Genomic DNA, 17,079 nt, shown 5'->3' on the forward strand with positions numbered 1-17,079 from the left:
GATCGTGTCAGTCCCTGGTGTGGTCAGTGATGGCGGCACAGGGCGAGGACGGCTTCGCCGTAGCGGTCGAACTTGACCTTGCCGATGCCCGCGATCGACAGCAGTTGTTGCTCCGTCTCAGGCGCGCGTTCCGCGATCGCCTGGAGGGTGACGTCCGTGAAGACGACGTACGGCGGGATCTTGGCTTCCTTGGCCGTGGCCGTGCGCCAGGCCTTCAGGCGTTCGAGGAGGGCCTCGTCGTAGTCGGCGGGACACGTCGAGCAGCGCCCGAGTTTCTGTTCCGCGGCCGCCACCAGCGTCTTCGCGCAGACGCGGCAGCTGACCGGCGCGGCCACCTGGCGGCGTTCGCGGGACGGCGATGCGATGCGGGCCTGGGTGGAGGCGCGGCCGGTGAGGCCGTCGAGGAATCGGGAGGGGCGGCGGCTCTTGCGCCCGCCCGGCGCGCGGGCGAGGGCCCAGGACAGGGAGAGGTGCTCGCGGGCTCGGGTGATGCCGACGTAGAGGAGGCGGCGTTCCTCCTCGATCTGGTCGGGGGTCTCCGCGTAGATGATGGGCAGCATGCCGTCGGTCAGGCCGACCAGCCACACGGCGTCCCATTCCAGGCCCTTGGCGGCGTGGAGCGAGGCGAGGGTGACACCTTCGACGGGCGGGGCGTGCTGCTCGGAGGCGCGGCGTTCGAGTTCGGCCACGAACGTGGGCAGGTCGGCACCCTCGGCGGCCATGTCCTCGGCGAGGTCGGCCAGGGCTTTCAGCGACTCCCACTTCTCCCGGGCCTTGCCGCCTCCGGAGGGGGGCGTGGGGGTCAGGCCGATGCCGGCGAGGATGTGGTGGACCTCGGAGGCCAGGGGTTCGCCGGCCGCGGAGCGTGCGGCGCCGCGCAGGAGGACGACCGCCTGGCGCACCTCGGGCCGTTCGAAGAAGCGCTCGGCGCCGCGCAGGACGTAGGGGATCTCGGCCTTGGACAGGGCCTCCTCGTAGGCCTCTGACTGGGAGTTGACGCGGAAGAGCACGGCCATCTCGCGCGAGGGCACGCCCTTGTCGAGGAGCTTCCTGATGGCTCTGGCCACGCCCACGGCCTCGGCGGGCTCGTCGTCGTAGTCGGCGAACGCCGGCCTCGGGCCGTCGGGGCGCTGGGCGACGAGTTCGAGGCGGTGGGGGGACCTGCCCTTGGCGATGACGAGGTTGGCCAGGTCGACCACCTGGGGGGTGGAGCGGTAGTCGCGCACCAGCTTGATGACGGCGGCCTCCGGGTGCTCCACCGCGAACCCGGTGAGGTAGCGAGGGCTCGCTCCGGTGAAGGAGTAGATGGTCTGGTTGGGATCGCCGACCACGCAGATGTCGTCGCGCCCGCCGAGCCAGGTGTCGAGCAGGAGCTTCTGCAGCGGGTTGACGTCCTGGTATTCGTCGACGACGAAGTAGCGGTACTGCTGGCGGATCTGGGCCGCCACCTCCTGGTGCTCGGTCATCACGGCCGCGGTCAGCTCGAGAATGGTCTCGAAGTCGACCAGGTGGCGTTCGCGCCTGATCTGCTCGTACGTGTCGTAGAGGCGGGCCACCTCCTCGGCCGGCACGGGAGGGGCGCGGTGGTGCTTGGCCGCGGCCGCGACGTAGTCTTCCGGGCCGATCTGGGTGACCTTGGCCCATTCGACCTCGGCGGCGATGTCTCGCAGCTCGGACCTGTCGGGATTTCTCCGGACCTGTCGGCAGGCCTCCACCAGCACCGGCAACTTCGACTCGATCACGGAAGGCGCCTCGCCGCCGATGACCCGCGGCCAGAAGTAGGTGAGCTGGCGCAGCGCCGCCGCGTGGAAGGTGCGCGCCTGCACCCCGGGCGCGCCCAGCGCGCGCAGGCGCTGGCGCAGCTCGCCCGCCGCGCGCGTGGTGAACGTCACAGCCAGGACGCTCCGCGCCTCGACGACGCCGCTGCGGACCGCGTACGCGATGCGGTGGGTGATCGCCCTGGTCTTGCCCGTGCCCGCGCCGGCCAGCACGCACACCGGCCCCCGCACGGCCTCGGCGACCGCCCGCTGCTCGGGATCGAGACCGATCAGAACGTCATCCACGTTGTTCACCGTTGTTCACCCGTACATATTCCCAAGGAGTGGCGGCCATGCGCTTTATTCTGGCAACATGCCTGCCGGCGTATGTTCATAGCCAACAAGATGCAAACTACTGGTCTCTTCCCCCACAATGGGGCCGACCATCTGCATGGGGGAAAGGAAGGCCGTGCGAACTGCGGTCACTGTGGGTGTTCTGACGCTCGCTGCCGTTGTGCTCACACCGGTCGTCGCCGCGAATGCGACCAGGGAGCCCACACCAGGCCCTACGGTGAGTAATCCCCTGTATCCGGATGGGCTTGGGGGTCTTGCGTTAGAAACCGTCGCGTACGGCCGCCACAAGCGCCAGAGCATGGACGTGTGGTGGACTCCCGACGGCATGGAGCGCCCGGGTGTCTTCCTGATCCACGGCGGTTGGTGGTCCAGCGGCGACAAGAGATACATGAAGGAGATCACCCGGAGCTACGCCGAGCTCGGCTACACGGTCTTCAACCTCAACTACCGCCTGTCCGGCGACGCCGCCTGGCCGGCGCAGCGCACCGACGCGCTGGCCGCGATCGCGACGGCCCGCAAGCACGCCGACAGGTGGGCGTTCGATCCGAGCAACTACGTGGTGGTCGGTTTCTCCGCCGGCGGCCACATCGCGGCCGCCGTCGGCACCTACGGCGACGGCATGGCCGGCCTCAAGGGCGTGGTGGGCCTGTCGCCGATCATCTCGCCGCTGCGCGCGTACGCCGACGGCGCGAAGGCCATCGAGCGGAACAAGCGCAAGCTGCGCACCGCCGCCATCCGCCTGGCGGGCAACTGCCATCCCAAGGGCAAGTGCTCGCGCGTGTGGGCCAGCATGGAGGTGGCCTGGCACGCCAGCCGCAAGGACGCGCCGGTGCTGGCCGTGCACTCGAAGGACGAGTTCGTGCCGCCGGTGCAGAGCCAGCTGCTCAAGCAGATGCTGGGCCAGGTCGGAGTCCCCGTGACGGTCTACGCCGCGCCGGGGAGCAACCACAGCGCACCCCTCTACCGCATGCCCGGCGTGGCCGAGCGCGTGCAGGCCTGGATCGCCGAGCGCATCGGCTAGACGGCCGGGGATCAGGCGGCCGGGATTAAGCCGCAGGGTCGCGTTGTTGCACCGAGCGCCTGTCTTCCTGACCTTGGAGGGATTTCCCAACATGGCGCTCACGATCTACAGCACCACGTGGTGCGGCCCTTGCAAGCGGCTCAAGTCTCAGCTGACCCGCGAGGGCATCAGTTACGACGAGGTCGACATCGAGCGTGACCCCGCCGCCGCGGAGTTCGTGATGAGCGTCAACAACGGCAACCAGGTGGTGCCGACCGTCGTGATCGACACCCCGGCCGGCCGCGTCGTGCGCACCAACCCGTCGGCCATCGAGGTCAAGGCCCTGCTCGCGCCCGCCTGATCACCAGTCGCCGGTCAGCTCGCCGCCGTACCACGTCTCGATCAGGCGGCGGGCTATCGACACCGGGGGCGGCAGGCGCAGCTCGCCCGAGTCGAGCGCCCGCACCAGCTCCTCACGGGAGAACCAGTGCGCCTCGGCGATCTCGTCGGCGTCGGGTGTCAGGGTGGTGGTCGTGGCGTCGGCGAAGAAGCCGAGCATGAGGCTGCGCGGGAACGGCCACGGCTGGCTGCCGAGATAGCGCGGGTTGGCGATCGTGATGCCGACCTCCTCCGCCACCTCGCGCGCGACGGCGGCCTCCAGCGACTCGCCCGGCTCGACGAACCCCGCCAGGATCGACAGGCGGCCCTGCGGCCACTGCGGCCCGCGGGCGAGCAGGCAGCGGTCGTCGGGGTCGCGGATCAGCATGATCACGGCTGGGTCGACGCGCGGGAAGTGCTGGCTGGAGTCCTGCGGGCAGACGCGGATGTGGCCGCCCGCCTGGATCGTGGTGCGGGTGCCGCAGCGCGGGCAGAACTCGTGGGTCGCGTGCCAGGCCTCCAGCGCCACGGCGTAGACCAGCAGGCCCGCGTCGCGGTCGCCGAGCAGGCCGCCCGCCTGGCGCAGCCCGGCCGGCACCGGCACGCCGTCGGGCGTGTCACGCAGGCTCAGCGGGACGGTCACGCGGCCGTTTCCGTCGCCTCCGGAGACGCCGGGCAGCGGCGCGGCGACCGCGAAGTAGGCGGCTCCGCTTTCCACGCCGAGGAGATAGCGCGGCCCCGGGGGCGCCTCCGCGGTGGTGAAGAGCACCGCCTGCACCTCATCTCCCTGCCGGCGCACCAGCGTGTGACCGTTGTCGATCACCAGCACCCTGGTCGCCGGATCGGACCACGCCTGCTCCAGCCGGCGTTCGTCGGCCCGCAGCAGCACGGATCTGTCGACGGTGCCCCGCGCCAGAAGCAGTGGTCCGATGAGTTGCTCTTCCGCGGTCGTCTCCACCGATCGTCCCCTCCCGAATTCCATGTCATCCTATGACCTCGCAGTTGGCGGCCGATTAACCTATCCGGGCGACGCGATGATCTCTCTGAGCTACGATCGATGAGTTAGGTAAGGCTTACCTGATTCTTCTGGGGGTCCTCGCGTTGCGGCTCTACCTGACCGCGCTCAAACCGACCGACTCCGTGACGGACGGCTTCCTGCCCGCGGCACGCGCGCTGGGCTGCGAGGTGACGATCCTGACGGACCGGCCCGAGCAGCATCCGCACGCGGTCGCGTGCGACGTGCGGGATCCGCGCGCGCTGATCGACACGGTCGAACAGCTCGGCAGACCCGACGCGATCTTCTCCAACTCCGACCACCTGCAGGCGGAGACGGCTCTGGCCGCCGACTACTTCGGGCTGCCCGGCAAGGACTGGCGGGCGTGCGTGGCGGCCAAGAACAAGTTCCTCATGCGGCGCCGGCTGCGGGAGGCGGGGGTCGAGCGGGTCTTCACCGTACGGCTCGCGCCCGGCGACCCGGTCCCCGGCGACCCGCCCTACCCGGTCGTGCTCAAGCCGCGCGAGGGCGTGGCCAGCGAGGACGTCATGCTCGTCGAGCGAGACCTGGACCGGGCCGTGGCCGAGCTCAGGAAGCGGCGGCCAGGCGAGGCGCTGGTCGTGGAGGAATACCTCGAAGGGCCGCTGCGCACGCTGGAGACGCTGGGTGACAGCACCGGGCTGCGGGTGCTCGGCGGGTTCGAGACGACGCTGGGGCCGCTGCCGTACTTCGTGGAGGAGCGGCTCGACTGGGCGCCCGACGGGCCGCACGAGCACGTGCTGGAGGCGTTGCGGGCGCTCGGAGCGGGGTTCGGGGCCTGCCACACCGAGTACGTCGTCACCCCGCGCGGGCCGAGGATCGTCGAGGTCAACTACCGGCTGATCGGCGACCACTGCGACTTCCTGCTGGGCGACGTGCTCGGGGCGCCGCTGTTCGCGTGGATCCTGCGGGTGCACCTCGGCGAGCCGGCGCCCGCGGCCCCCGAGGCCACCGGGTACGGCAGCGCGGTCAGCCTGGTCGCCGACCGGCCAGGGACGGTCAAGCAGGCGCCCGGCCACGATTGCGTCGTCGCCGGTGACGTACGGCTCTGGCACCGGCCGTTGCGGGCCGTCGGCGACGTCGTCTCCCTCACCCACACCAACCGCGACTACCTGGGCGTCGTCCGCGCGGTCGGGCCCGACCGGGCGCGGGTCGACGCGGCCATCGCCGACTACCGGGCCCGCCGGCCGTGGGTGCTCGGATGAGCGCCAGGGAGGCGTACCTCGCCGCGCGGGTGCTGAACGCCCTGCTGCGCGAGGACTACGGCGGGCTGTCCTCCCGCGTCACCAGGACCAGGGACGGCGTCGGACTGCTGCTGGCGGACGGCCGCTGGGTGCGCCTGGCACCAGGGCTGCTGTTCCAGGACTTCGTGGTCGCCGAGGGCGAGCGGCTGGGGCTGGAGCAGGTGCTGGAGACGCTCGTGGAGGTGGCCGACCCCGCCGACGCCGAAGGGGTGGCGGCGTTCTTCGAGGAGTGCCTGGCGGCGATGACCGCGCTGGAGGCGCACGACTCCCGGGCGGACGAGGTGCTGGGGCGGCGGCCGTCGTACGAGACGCGGGCCGCGTTCGTGGACCATCCGGTCTATCCGACCTCCCGCGCCCGGCCGGGGTTGTCCGAGGACGAGCTGGTGACCTACGCGCCGGAGTTCGGGCCCGCCTTCGAGCTGCGGTGGGCGGCCGTGCCGCGCGAGGCGCTCGCGCCGGGCTCCGCCGTACGCCTTCCCGCGGAGGCCGACCCCGGGCTGCCCGTGGGGCCGCACGAGGCGCTGTTCCCCGTGCACCCGCTGACCACCGGCGAGGTGCGGAAGATCGACGGCGTACGCCTGCTCGACCAGGCCGCGGTCACCGTGCGGCCCACCCTGTCCATGCGGACGGTCGAGGTCACCCCCCTGTCGCATCTCAAGCTGCCGCTGCCGATCAGCACGCTGGGGGCCAGGAACCGCCGCTCGATCAAGCCGGGGACGCTGGCCGACGGCGCCAGAGCCGAGCTGCTGCTGCGCGAGCTGGCCGATCCGGACGTGCTGCTGGCCGACGAGCAGACCTACGCGCAGACCGGGGACGAACATCTCGCGTGGATGGCCAGGCGGCTGCCCGCGGGCGAACTCGTGCCGGTCGCCGCGTTGACCGCTCCCGGCGTGCTCGACGAGGTGGGCGACGTGCTGCCCGGCTATCTGCGGCTGCTGTTGCGGTGGAACGTACGGCTTTTCGTGCGTTACGGCGTCGCGCTGGAGGCCCACCAGCAGAACCTCGCCCTGGTCCTCGGGGGAGACCGCATGCAGCTGCTCGTCAAGGACAACGACGGGCTGCTGGCCTCACCGGCGCGGCTGGCCGCCGCCGGGGTGGCGGTGCCGGAGTTCGGGGACGGGCGCATGCTGAACGACGATCCGCACGCGCTGGCCGACGTGTTCGTGACCATCACGCTGCACCTGGCCGCCGCGGCGGTCACGTTCGGGGCACTGCCGCACGCCCGCGCGTCCGCGCTGCTGCGCGACACGCTGGCCGAGGCGCTCGCCGAGTACGGCGACGACCCCATGGCCAGGCTCCTGCGCGCCCGCACGCTCGACGCGGCCAGGCTGACCGGCAAGTCCATGATCACAGCCGGGACGCTCGTGTCGAAGGAGCGGTCCGGCGCCCGCGACATCAACAAGTTCTACGGGACCAGCGGGCCCAACTATCTGAGGAGAGCGTGAATGCCGAGCCTTGAGGGACTGGCCGTGGCGGCGCCCTCCGCCCTGGCCGAGGAGGCGACGCTGGCGGCCCTGCTGCGCTGCTGCGTGCGGGAGGTGGCCGGGCCGCGCGGCCTGGTGTGGCCGGCGCCGCCGTACCTGCTGTTGCGGGTCGCGGGCACGCTGTTGCGCGTGCGTGCCCGCGGCGGCGCCGCGCTGCGTTTCGACGGCCCGCCGGAGCGCCTGGCCGGCGGCGCGTGGCAGGCGCTGACCACGGACGAGCTGATCGGGCTGGTCGAGGCCGAGCTGGGAGGGCTCGGGTGCAACGGCGAGTTCGCCGGTCAGGTGGCGGCCAGCAGGGACGCCGTGGCGGCGATCCTGACGGCCAGGGGCACGGCCGTGCCGCCCGCCGATCCGTGGCTGGCGTCGGAGCAGGCGCTCGTGTTCGGCCATCCGTTCCACCCCAGCCCGAAGGCGCGGGACGGGTCCGGCTGGTTGCGGTACGCGCCGGAGGCGCACGCCGCGTTCCCCCTCAGGCTGCTCGGCGTGCGGGCGGACCTCGTCGCGCAGGACGGGGACGCGTCGGCGCTCGACGCGATGGGCGACGCGCCGGCGGGCTACCGGCTGCTGCCCGCGCATCCGTGGCAGCTCGACCTGCTGCGGCCCGCGTTCGGTGCCGACCTGGTCGACCTCGGACCGGGTCCCGTGGTGCAGCCGACCTCGTCCGTACGGACGGTGTACGCCCCGGAGGCGGAGGTCTGCCTGAAGTTCTCCCTCGATGTACGGATCACGAACTGCGTGCGGAAGAACGCCTGGTACGAGCTGGCCGGGGCCGTGGAGCTGACCAGGCGACTAGAACCCCTCTTTCGTGACGTGTCGGCCCGGCATCCCGCCACCCGCTGGCTGCCAGAACCCGGTTACCGTTCGGCCACCCTCAGCTTGAGGCTGCTCGAAGGGCTGGGCGTGATCGTCAGGCAGAGCCCGTGGGCCGCCTGCTCCCCCGGCGTGACCCCGGTGCTGGCCGCCGCCCTCGCCCTCGACGCCCCCGCCCTGGATCCGCTGCCGTGGTGGGAGGCGTACGTGCGGGTGGTGGCGCTGCCGGTGCTGGAGCTGTACTTCGCGCACGGCGTGGTGCTGGAGCCCCACCTGCAGAACGTCCTGGTCGGCCTGGACACCTCCGGGCTGCCCGCGCAGGCCGTCTTCCGCGACCTGGAGGGCACCAAGCTCGTCGAGGGCCGGCACGACCTCGGCGGCCTGCACCCCGACGTCGCCAGGGCTCTCACCTACGACGCCGAGCGGGGCTGGGCCCGGGTGGTCTACTGCCTGCTCGTCAACCACCTCACCGAGATCGCCGCGACGCTCGCCGGACCCGACGACGCGCTGCTGCGCGCGTTGTGGCGCGTCGCCCGCGACCTGCTGGCCCGCCAGGCCGGCGAGCTGGGCCGGCCGCTGCCCCTGTCGGACCTGCTGGCAGGGGCGCCGCTGCCGGCCAAGGCGAACCTGGGCGTGCGCTGGGCCAGGGCGGCCGACCGGGCCGCCGGTTACGTCCCGATCGCGAACCCGCTCGCATGATCAGCGCCCGCGTCGAGGCCGCCGCCACGAGCCTGCCCGCCGTCCCGGCCTACCTCTATGACCTGCCCGCGCTGGACGAGCACGTCGCGTCCGTACGGCGGGCGCTGGGGGCGGCCGAGCTGTACTACGCCGTCAAGGCCAACCCCGACGCCGAGCTGCTGCGCGTGCTGGCCGGGCACGTGGACGGGTTCGAGGTGTCGTCGGGCGGCGAGCACGCCCACGTCACGAGCCTGTTCCCGGGCATGCCGGTGGCGCTCGGCGGCCCGGGCAAGACCGACGCGGAACTGCGCCTGCCGCACCACCGCCTCCACGTGGAGTCGCCGAACGAGCTGCGCCGCCTGCTCGCCACGGGCCTGGAGGCCGACGTGCTGCTCCGGCTCAATCCCGACCTGCCGGTGGAGGGGGCGGCACTCACGATGAGCGGCCCGTTCGGGATGGACGAGGAGGGCGTGGCCGAGTGCCTGCCGCTGTTCGGCGAGCGGGTGCGGCTGCGCGGCCTGCACGCTCATCTGGCCAGCGGGCTGGACGCGGACGAGTTGCTGCGGCTGGCCGGGATCCTGCTCGGGGGCGCGTACGACGAGGTCAACCTGGGCGGCGGCATGGCGGTCTCGTACGCCGCGCCTGAGACGAGGTTCGGCTGGGAGGCGTACGGGGCGGGGCTGGCGGCGCTGGGCCAGGGGCGGCGGTTGCGGATCGAGCCGGGCCGGGCGCTGACCGTCTACTGCGGCTTCTACGTGACCAGGGTCGTGGACGTGAAGCGGGTGCGCGGCGAGGCGTACGCGATCGTGCTGGGCGGCACGCACCACCTGCGCACGCCGGCCACCAAGGGCCACGACCAGCCCTTCACGGTGCTTCCCACGGGGTCAGGGCCGGGGGTCGCCGGCGAGCCGCTGACGTTCGTCGGCCAGCTGTGCACCCCGAAAGACGTTTTCGCCCGAAATATTGTGACCACGGCCCGCGTGGGCGACACCGTGGTCTTCGAGATGGCCGGCGCCTACGCCTGGAACATCTCGCACCACGACTTCCTCATGCACCCGAAGCCGGCTTTCCACTATCTGCGATCCTGACGCTCTCGACGAGCGCCACCAGGCCGTCGGCGTCGAGCAGGTCGACCGGGCGCACCGTGCGGTTCGCGCGTACGTAGTGGAAGGCCGCGCCCACCCGCTCCAGCGGCACGCCCGCCAGCTGCGACCAGGCCAGCCGGTACGCCGCCAGCTGCACCGACGCCGCCCTGGCCTTCCTGCCCCTGGGCGGCTGCCCGGTCTTCCAGTCGACGACCTCGTAGCCGCCGGGCCGCTCGAAGACGGCGTCCATCCGCCCGCGCACCAGCCGGTCGGCGATCATGGTCTCGAACGGCACCTCGAGCTCCACCGGCCGCCGGTCGGCCCACTCGCTCTCCTCGAACCGCTCCTGCAGCTCGGCCAGGCGCACGTCGGCCTCTTCTAGCTCGTCGTACAGGTCGAGCTCGAAGTCGTCGATCAGCCGCTGCTGGTCCCAGCGCGTCTCCAGCCACTTGTGGAACGACGTGCCCCGCCGGGCCAGCGGCGCGGGCTTGGCCGGGACGGGACGGCGGATCCTGCGGGCCAGCTCGCGCGGGTCGGCGGCCAGCGTGACCAGCGACGACACGGTCAGCTTCGCGGGCAGCTCGACGGTCGTCGCGGGCCGGCGCCGGTGCAGCTCGCGCTCGCGCAGGAGCAGGTCGGTGTCGCGTTCCCAGGCGCGCAGGCGCTCCTCCTCGAACGAGCGCAGCGGCTCCCCCGCCTCTTCCTCCTCGGCGGGTGAGCCGGCGAGCCTGCCCGAAAGCGCGTCCTCGACCAGGCGGGCGCCGTCGAGCACCGACTCGTAGCGCAGCCCCTCCGGCGTGACGGGCCAGACGGCCTCGGCGGGCTCGGCGAGCAGCGGGTTGGTGGCCCCCTCCGCGAGGTCTCCGGCCCAGAACGAGACGCGGTCGGCGGTGTCGCGGATCTCCAGCAGGAAGTCGGACGGCTCCAGCGGCTTCGTCGCGGTGCCCCAGCGGTAGCCGGAGGCGATCAGGTGATAGTGGGCCCGGGTCACCGCGACGTACGCGAGCCTGCGCTCCTCCATCAGGTCGCGCTCGCGGCAGCGCTCGTCGAACGCGGCCAGCTCCTCCTTGCTCAACCCTCCCAGCCTGGGCAGATCGGCGGCGTCGCCGCGCAGGGAGTAGGGGAGCTTGCGCGGGTTGTCCGTCCAGCGGCTGTTGGTGACCGGGGTGGCGGGGAACACGCTGCCCGTGGCGATCGTCCCCTTCGAGCTGACGAGCTGCGACAACCCCGGCACGACCACGATCGGCCATTCCAGCCCCTTGGAGGCGTGCACGGTCATCAGCTTGACGCTGTTGCTCTCACCGACCCGTCCGGCCTCCAGCCCGAACTCCTCGCTCTCGGCCGCCTGCAGGTAGGCCAGGAACGCGCCGAGCGTCGGGTCCTCGGAGTCGCCCGCGAATCTGGACGCCGCGTCGAGGAACGCGTCGAGGTCGGCCCGCGCCGCGAACGCGCTCACCGTGCCGCTGCGCGCTGCCACCTCGACGTCGAGACCGAGCCGCCGCTCGACCTCGGAGATCAGGTCGGGCAGCGGTTGCGCGGTGTGGGCTCTGAGCTGGCGCAGCTCGTGGGCGAGCGCGACGAGCCTGGTGCGGGCCAGCGGCGAGAAAGCCTCCAGCCACTCCTCCCTGTCAGGCAGCTCGTCCAGCGCGTCGACCAGGCTGCCGCGCTCCTCCGCCAGGTCGGCCACCACCTGGTCGAGCGGGTCGTCCTCGCGGTGGCTCTCGCTCAGCTCGCGGGCCAGGTCTCTCGCGTGCTCCCCCAGCACCCGCAGGTCGGCGGGGCCGATGCGCCAGCGCGGCCCGGCCAGCAGCCTGGCCAGGGCGTCGCCGGCCGTGGCGTCGTAGAGGACGCGCAGGGTGGCCACGATGTCGCTGACCTCGGGCACGGTGAGCAGGCCGCCGAGGCCGACCACCTCGACCGGGATGTCGCGATCCTCGAGCGCCCTGCGCAGGGCCGGGAACTGCGAGCGCTTGCGCGCCAGGATCGCGACGTCCTGGGGCTGCACGGCGAGCGTCTTCTTGCGCTCTTGCTCGCCCCATGGCATGCCGTCGGGGGCGACCTCCTGGCCGAGGATCCTGGCGATGCCGTCGGCGATCCACGCGGCTTCGTCGTCGGCGGTCTCGTGGAAGGCGCAGGTGACGCGGCCCCGGTCGACGCGGTTGGGGCCGGGGACGAGGACCGGCACCTCGCGGGCCTCCATGCGCAGCGGGAGCTGGACGCGGGCGGCGACGTCGAGGACGCGGTCGCCGTTGCGGAAGCTGACGCTGAGCTGGCGGACCGGGGCAAGCTCGCCCGAGCTTGTCCGGAAATCTCGGGAAAAGCGGCGAAGGTTGCCGGAGGAGGCGCCGCGCCAGCCGTAGATCGACTGGCAGGGGTCGCCCACCGCGGTCACCGGATGGCCGCCGCCGTAGAGAGAGCGCAGCAGCACGAGCTGGGCGTGGCTGGTGTCCTGGTATTCGTCGAGCAGCACCACGGAGAAGCGGGCGCGCTCGATCTCGCCGACCTCCTTGTGACGGGAGGCGATCCTGGCGGCCAGCGACATCTGGTCGCCGTAGTCGATGACCTCGCGGCGGCGCTTGAGCAGTTCGTACGCCTCCACCAGCGGCAGCAGCTGCTCCCTGGCCTCCTGGACGCCGAGCGGCCTGCGCTGCGCGAGCGTGGTGCGGCCGGGCAGCGCGGCGAGGCGGTCCTTCAGCCACCCGCCCAGCCGCCTGACGTCGGAGGGCGAGCGCAGGTGCTCCGACAGCTCGCCCGCCAGCTCCAGCACGGCGGCCGTGACCGACGGCGGCCCCAGCTCGATCTTGTCCATCGGCCCGTCGTACATCGCCACCACCCGCGACGCGAGCTGCCACGACACGGCGGGCGTGACCAGGCGCATGGTCGGCTCCAGCCCTTCGCGCAGCGCGTGGTCGGTCACCAGGCGGGAGGCGTAGGCGTGGTAGGTGGACACGGTGGGCTCGTTGTCGAGGGCGCCCGGCGCGAGCAGGCCGGCCTCCGCCAGGCCGGACAACCGCTCCCTGACCCTCGTGGCCAGCTCGGCCGCCGCCTTGCGGGTGAACGTCAGGCCGAGCACGTTCTCCGGCTTGACCAGGCCGTTGGCGACCAGCCAGACCACGCGGCCGGCCATCGTCTCGCTCTTGCCCGAGCCCGCGCCCGCCATGACGACGGTCGGCTCCAGCGGAGCCTCGATGACCGCGGCCTGCTCGCGGGTGGGGGGCAGGATGCCGAGCTTGCCGGCGAGTTCGGCCGGGGTCAGCACACCTGGCCCCCGTTGTCGTTGACCGGGCAGCTCGCCCTGGCCGCGCAGGTGCGGCAGCCGTCGTTGACCTTGGCCTGGAAGAACGGGCCCGACATGCCGGTCGCCACGGTGTCGACCAGGTCCGCGGCCCAGCCGGGGTCGCGGTCGTCGGCCAGTGCTCCCTGCCGCTGCTCCAGCGCGTCCTTCTTGCCCGCCGCCTTGCCCAGCTGCACCAGCGCGGCGCCGCCCGGCTCGGCCATGCCGTGCCGGGCGAACGCGCCGAGCAGCGCCGCGAGCTGGTAGACGCCCAGCTGCGGATGGCGGTCGAGATCACCCGCCCTGGGTTTGGCGCCGCCGGTCTTGAGGTCGATGATGACCGCGCGGTTGTCGCCGTCGCGCTCGACCCGGTCGACCCGGCCCTTGATCTGCACGCCGTCGGAGAGCATCGCGGTGAACGCCTCCTCCAGCGCCACCAGCTCGCGCGGATTCTCCTTGTGCCAGCGCAGGAACTTGCCGATCATCTGCTCGGCGACCTGGCGCTGTTTGCGGTTGTACCAGACGCCGCCGAAGTCGAGATCGTTCCAGACCTGGTCGAGGCGGTCGCCGAGGAGATCCTCGCTGGGCAGGTCGGTGGCCGCCAGGACGGCCAGCGCGTGGATGACGTTGCCCAGGCCCTGGGCGGTGCTGGTGCCCGCGGCCCCGACCGCCGTCTCCAGGAGCCAGCGCAGGCCGCACTTGGTGAAGCTCTCTACCGCCGACGGCGAGATGCTGACGACCCCGTCGGGCCAGCTCAGGGCACGATCGTCGGAGATGGGGGTGAGGGCGTACCAGTCGTTGGGGTGGGCTCCCTGGACCCCCGCTGCGGCCAGACGGGCGAGCTGGCTCGCGGCTTCCCGGCGCATTTTCGCCGGCTTGGTGGGGTCGGTCACCGCGCTGCGCAGGTCGGCCACGAGCGCGGACATGGTGAGCCAGCGGGCGCGGTCGTCGACCGTGGCCGTCTCCACCGCGCCCGGCATCAGCTCGCTCAGGAACCTGGACGGCCGTTCGTCGGTGTCGTCGCCGCCCACGGCCGTCACCACGAGCCTGCGCCTGGCCCTGGTCGCGGCCACGTAGAACAGCCGGCGCTCCTCGGCCAGCAGCTTGGAGGCCAGCGACGCGGCGCTCGGCTCGGCGCCCTCGACCACATCGACGAGGTCTTCGACGCCGAGCAGCGACCCGCGCAGGCGCAGATCGGGCCAGACGCCCTCCTGCACACCCGCGACCACGACGACGTCCCACTCGAGGCCCTTCGAGCGGTGGGCGGTCAGCACGCGTACGGCGTCGCCGTCGGGCGCCCGGTCGGCCAGCGTGTCGCCGGGGATCTCCTGGGCGGCCAGGTCGTCGATGAACACCTCGGGGCCCGCTTTGGGCATGCGGTCGACGAACCTGGCCGCGTGGTCGAACAGCGCCACCACGGCGTCGAGGTCACGGTCGGCCTGCGCGCCCCTGGGGCCTCCCGCCAGGCTCATGTCGGTCCAGCGCGCGGCCAGGCCGCTGCTCTGCCACACGGCCCACAGGAGGTCTTCGGCGGTGCCCTCCTGCTGTGCGGCCTCCCTGGCGGTGGCGAGGAGCCCCGCGACCCGCTCGGCGGGCAGGGCGATGTGAGGCTCGACGCGGGTGAGCTCGCGCGCGTCCTGCACGGCGGCGACGAGCAACTCGCCGGACGAGCGTGCCGTTGACGGCCGCTCGTCGTCGCCGGCGCCCGCCTCGCGCAGCGCGGCCACGGCGTCGTTCTCGGCGATCTTGAGAGCGCGGCGGAGCCGGCGTACGCCGATCATGTCGGTGCCGCCGAGCGGGCCCGTCAGCAGCTCCTCCGCCACCGGCTCGTCGAGCTGGGCCGGGTCGAGCGCGACCCGCAACATCGTGAGCAGCGGGCGCACGCCGGGCTCCTGGGCGATCGGCACCTCATCGCCCGCGATCATCGTCGGCACGCCCGCGTTGACCAGGGCCCGGCGCAGCAACGGCACCTGGCGTTTGGCCGAGCGGACCAGCACCGCCATCCGGCGCCACGGCACGCCGTCGATCAGGTGGGCCCGCCGCAGGGTGTCGGCCACGATGGCGGCCTCCTGGCTGGTGCTGTCGGCCAGCAGCACCCGCACGTCGCCGGCCTCCGCGTCGGGGAGCGGCGTCAGGTCGCGGTGGTCGTGCTCGTGCCCGTACGCGTGGTCGGGCATGGGGGCGACCGGCAGCCGGGCGGCGACCCGGCGCGAGGCCTCCAGGAGGTCGGCGCCGCTCCTGCGGCACACCCGCAGCGCCAGCACCGGCGCGGGGCGGCCGTCGCGGGCCGGGAAACGCTCGGGGAACTGCATGATGCCCTGCACGTCGGCGCCCCTGAAGCCGTAGATCGACTGGTCGGGGTCTCCCACCGCGACCAGGTCACGACCGTCGCCCGCGAGCTGGGCGAGCAGCAGCTCCTGGGCCGGGTCGGTGTCCTGGTATTCGTCGACGAACACCACGTCGTGCGCGGCCCGCTCGCGCGCCAGCACCCCGGGCCGGGCCAGCAGCGCCGAGGCGGCCCTGACGAGCTCGGCGTAGTCGTAGGTCTCCTCGGGGTCGAGGTCGAACCTGTCCTGATAACGCTCGGCGAACCGGCCGGCCGCCGCCCAGTCGGCGCGCCCGTGCCGCCGGCCGAGCGCGACGAGGCGCTCGGCGTCGAGGCCGCGCTCGTTGGCCCGCGACAGGAAGTCGCGCAGCTCCTCGGCGAACCCGCGGGTCCTGAGCGGCTCGCGCAGCGACGGCGGCCAGTCGAGCGCGCCGTTCTCGAGCTCGCCGTGGAGCAGGCGGCGGATCTCCAGGAGCTGCTCGGGACCGGTGAGCAGGCGCGGCGGAGGCTTGCCTTCGAGCACGGCCTCGCGGCGCAGGAGGGCATAGGCGTAGGAGTGGAACGTGAGGGCGAGCGGGGTGCGGGTGGTGCGGCGCAGCCGGGCGGTGACGCGCTGGCGCAGCTCCTCGGCGGCCTTCCTGCTGAAGGTGAGGATGAGCACCCGCTCGGGATCGAGACCCCGCCGCTCGATCCGGTCGACGACGCTCTCCACGATCGTGGTGGTCTTGCCGGTGCCGGGCCCGGCGAGGACGAGGAGGGGCCCGCTCCCGTGCTCGACCACGGCACGCTGGTGCTCGTCGAGCACAGGAGGCACAACAGGGCCGCCGTTGCCGCGACGCACCAGCCGCCAGGTCTGACCACTCACAACACTAGATTCCACCAGACCACAGGGGTAGATCGTGCCGACTTGCCCGGTCTCCTCGCGCGGATCCGCCTACCGTATCGAGGCAAATATCCAGATCCCCGGCGACACGCCGCCCCGCCGTTCGCTCCGGGCTTCATCCTGCCTACGCAGAGCGATGTCCAGTAACCTGTAGTCATGCGCTGGCTGGTCCACTCCGAGACGTCGCTCTACTCCGACGAGCGGCTGGACCTCAGGGTCGCCGACGTGGAGCTGCCCGACGGGCGCCACCTCGACCGCCGGCTCGTCCGCACCGCGCCCGGCGCGGGGGCCGTCGTCACCGACGGCCACGACCGGGTGCTGCTGGTCTGGCGGCACCGCTTCATCACCGACACCTGGGGCTGGGAGATCCCGCTCGGGCGGATCGACGAGGGCGAGATGCCGATCGCGGCGGCGGCCCGCGAGGTCGAGGAGGAGACCGGATGGCGGCCCGGCCCACTGCGCCCGCTGCTGTCCGTCCAGCCGTTCAACGGGCTCTCCGACAGCCTGCACCACGTCTACCGCGCCGAGTCGGCCACCCGCGTCGCGCCGCCCGCCGATCCGCCGGAGGCCACGCGGGTGGAGTGGCTCCACCTCTCCCTGGTCCGCGGGCTCATCGCCGACGGGGAGATGGTCTGCGGCACCAGCGTGGCGGCGCTGCTCTATCTCCTGGTGGAGCACACCCCTCACGAGGGCTCGGCGCGGCCGCCCGCCGAGCCCGCACACGATCCCGGCAGGCGCCTCCTCCTGCCCGACCTGCCCGACCTCTTCTGACG

The 17,079-nt window shown here is 72.7% G+C and carries 11 protein-coding genes; 7 read left to right on the top strand and 4 right to left on the bottom strand.

The features are described 5' to 3' along the window. Positions 1–23: 23 nt before the first annotated feature. A complete protein-coding gene (locus ACZ6SA_RS20295; RefSeq protein ID WP_465829557.1) occupies positions 24–2,063 on the bottom strand; it encodes an ATP-dependent DNA helicase UvrD2 in 2,040 nt (679 codons plus the stop codon). A gap of 346 nt (positions 2,064–2,409) precedes the next feature. Between ACZ6SA_RS20295 and ACZ6SA_RS20300 the strand changes: the two genes are divergently transcribed. Together ACZ6SA_RS20300 and ACZ6SA_RS20305 are read left to right on the top strand one after the other, a co-directional pair. Next, complete coding sequence (locus tag ACZ6SA_RS20300; protein WP_443152423.1) at positions 2,410–3,132, top strand: alpha/beta hydrolase; 723 nt, start codon at positions 2,410–2,412, stop codon at positions 3,130–3,132. Positions 3,133–3,223: 91 nt separating this feature from the next. Continuing rightward, the gene (locus ACZ6SA_RS20305) at positions 3,224–3,472 is read left to right on the top strand and encodes a mycoredoxin (protein WP_347646435.1); all 249 of its coding nucleotides are present in this window, start codon (positions 3,224–3,226) and stop codon (positions 3,470–3,472) included. Here ACZ6SA_RS20305 and nudC read toward each other — a convergent pair whose 3' ends face one another. Beyond that, on the bottom strand, positions 3,473–4,447 hold the full coding sequence (nudC, locus tag ACZ6SA_RS20310) for an NAD(+) diphosphatase (RefSeq protein ID WP_347646434.1): 975 nt from the start codon (positions 4,445–4,447) through the stop codon (positions 3,473–3,475). Between the two features lie 143 nt (positions 4,448–4,590). On the opposite strand from nudC, the gene ACZ6SA_RS20315 reads away from it, so the two are divergent. From ACZ6SA_RS20315 to ACZ6SA_RS20330, 4 genes are read left to right on the top strand one after another with little or no spacing between them, the layout of a single operon-like run. Beyond that, entirely contained in the window at positions 4,591–5,727 is a 1,137-nt protein-coding gene (locus tag ACZ6SA_RS20315) for a siderophore biosynthesis protein (RefSeq protein WP_465829561.1), read from the top strand. After that, positions 5,724–7,211, top strand: coding sequence for an IucA/IucC family protein (locus tag ACZ6SA_RS20320; RefSeq protein WP_465829563.1), 1,488 nt, complete (start codon positions 5,724–5,726; stop codon positions 7,209–7,211). Before ACZ6SA_RS20315 ends, ACZ6SA_RS20320 begins: the two co-directional genes overlap by 4 nt. Beyond that, a complete protein-coding gene (locus tag ACZ6SA_RS20325; RefSeq protein WP_465829565.1) occupies positions 7,212–8,759 on the top strand; it encodes an IucA/IucC family protein in 1,548 nt (515 codons plus the stop codon). After that, the gene (locus tag ACZ6SA_RS20330) at positions 8,756–9,826 is read left to right on the top strand and encodes a type III PLP-dependent enzyme domain-containing protein (RefSeq protein WP_465829567.1); all 1,071 of its coding nucleotides are present in this window, start codon (positions 8,756–8,758) and stop codon (positions 9,824–9,826) included. Before ACZ6SA_RS20325 ends, ACZ6SA_RS20330 begins: the two co-directional genes overlap by 4 nt. Here ACZ6SA_RS20330 and ACZ6SA_RS20335 read toward each other — a convergent pair. Further along, positions 9,786–13,082, bottom strand: coding sequence for an ATP-dependent helicase (locus ACZ6SA_RS20335; protein WP_465829569.1), 3,297 nt, complete (start codon positions 13,080–13,082; stop codon positions 9,786–9,788). The two genes, ACZ6SA_RS20330 and ACZ6SA_RS20335, sit on opposite strands and share 41 nt — an antisense overlap. Beyond that, the gene (locus tag ACZ6SA_RS20340) at positions 13,076–16,288 is read right to left on the bottom strand and encodes an ATP-dependent helicase (RefSeq protein ID WP_465829571.1); all 3,213 of its coding nucleotides are present in this window, start codon (positions 16,286–16,288) and stop codon (positions 13,076–13,078) included. The genes ACZ6SA_RS20335 and ACZ6SA_RS20340 overlap by 7 nt, the downstream gene beginning before the upstream one ends. A 174-nt stretch (positions 16,289–16,462) precedes the next feature. Here ACZ6SA_RS20340 and ACZ6SA_RS20345 point away from each other — a divergent pair, with 174 nt between their 5' ends. After that, the gene (locus ACZ6SA_RS20345) at positions 16,463–17,077 is read left to right on the top strand and encodes an NUDIX domain-containing protein (RefSeq protein ID WP_347646427.1); all 615 of its coding nucleotides are present in this window, start codon (positions 16,463–16,465) and stop codon (positions 17,075–17,077) included. The last annotated feature ends 2 nt before the right edge of the window (positions 17,078–17,079 follow it).

The sequence above is a fragment of the Nonomuraea sp. NPDC049378 genome (assembly GCF_055586745.1).

Excerpts from the sequence above, each read along its gene's own strand:
- ACZ6SA_RS20300 (WP_443152423.1), top strand. The coding sequence starts at position 2,410 with ATGGACGTGTGGTGGACTCCCGACGGCATGGAGCGCCCGGGTGTCTTC.
- ACZ6SA_RS20305 (WP_347646435.1), top strand. The coding sequence starts at position 3,224 with ATGGCGCTCACGATCTACAGCACCACGTGGTGCGGCCCTTGCAAGCGG.
- ACZ6SA_RS20320 (WP_465829563.1), top strand. The coding sequence starts at position 5,724 with ATGAGCGCCAGGGAGGCGTACCTCGCCGCGCGGGTGCTGAACGCCCTG.
- ACZ6SA_RS20325 (WP_465829565.1), top strand. The coding sequence starts at position 7,212 with ATGCCGAGCCTTGAGGGACTGGCCGTGGCGGCGCCCTCCGCCCTGGCC.
- ACZ6SA_RS20330 (WP_465829567.1), top strand. The coding sequence starts at position 8,756 with ATGATCAGCGCCCGCGTCGAGGCCGCCGCCACGAGCCTGCCCGCCGTC.
- ACZ6SA_RS20345 (WP_347646427.1), top strand. The coding sequence starts at position 16,463 with ATGCGCTGGCTGGTCCACTCCGAGACGTCGCTCTACTCCGACGAGCGG.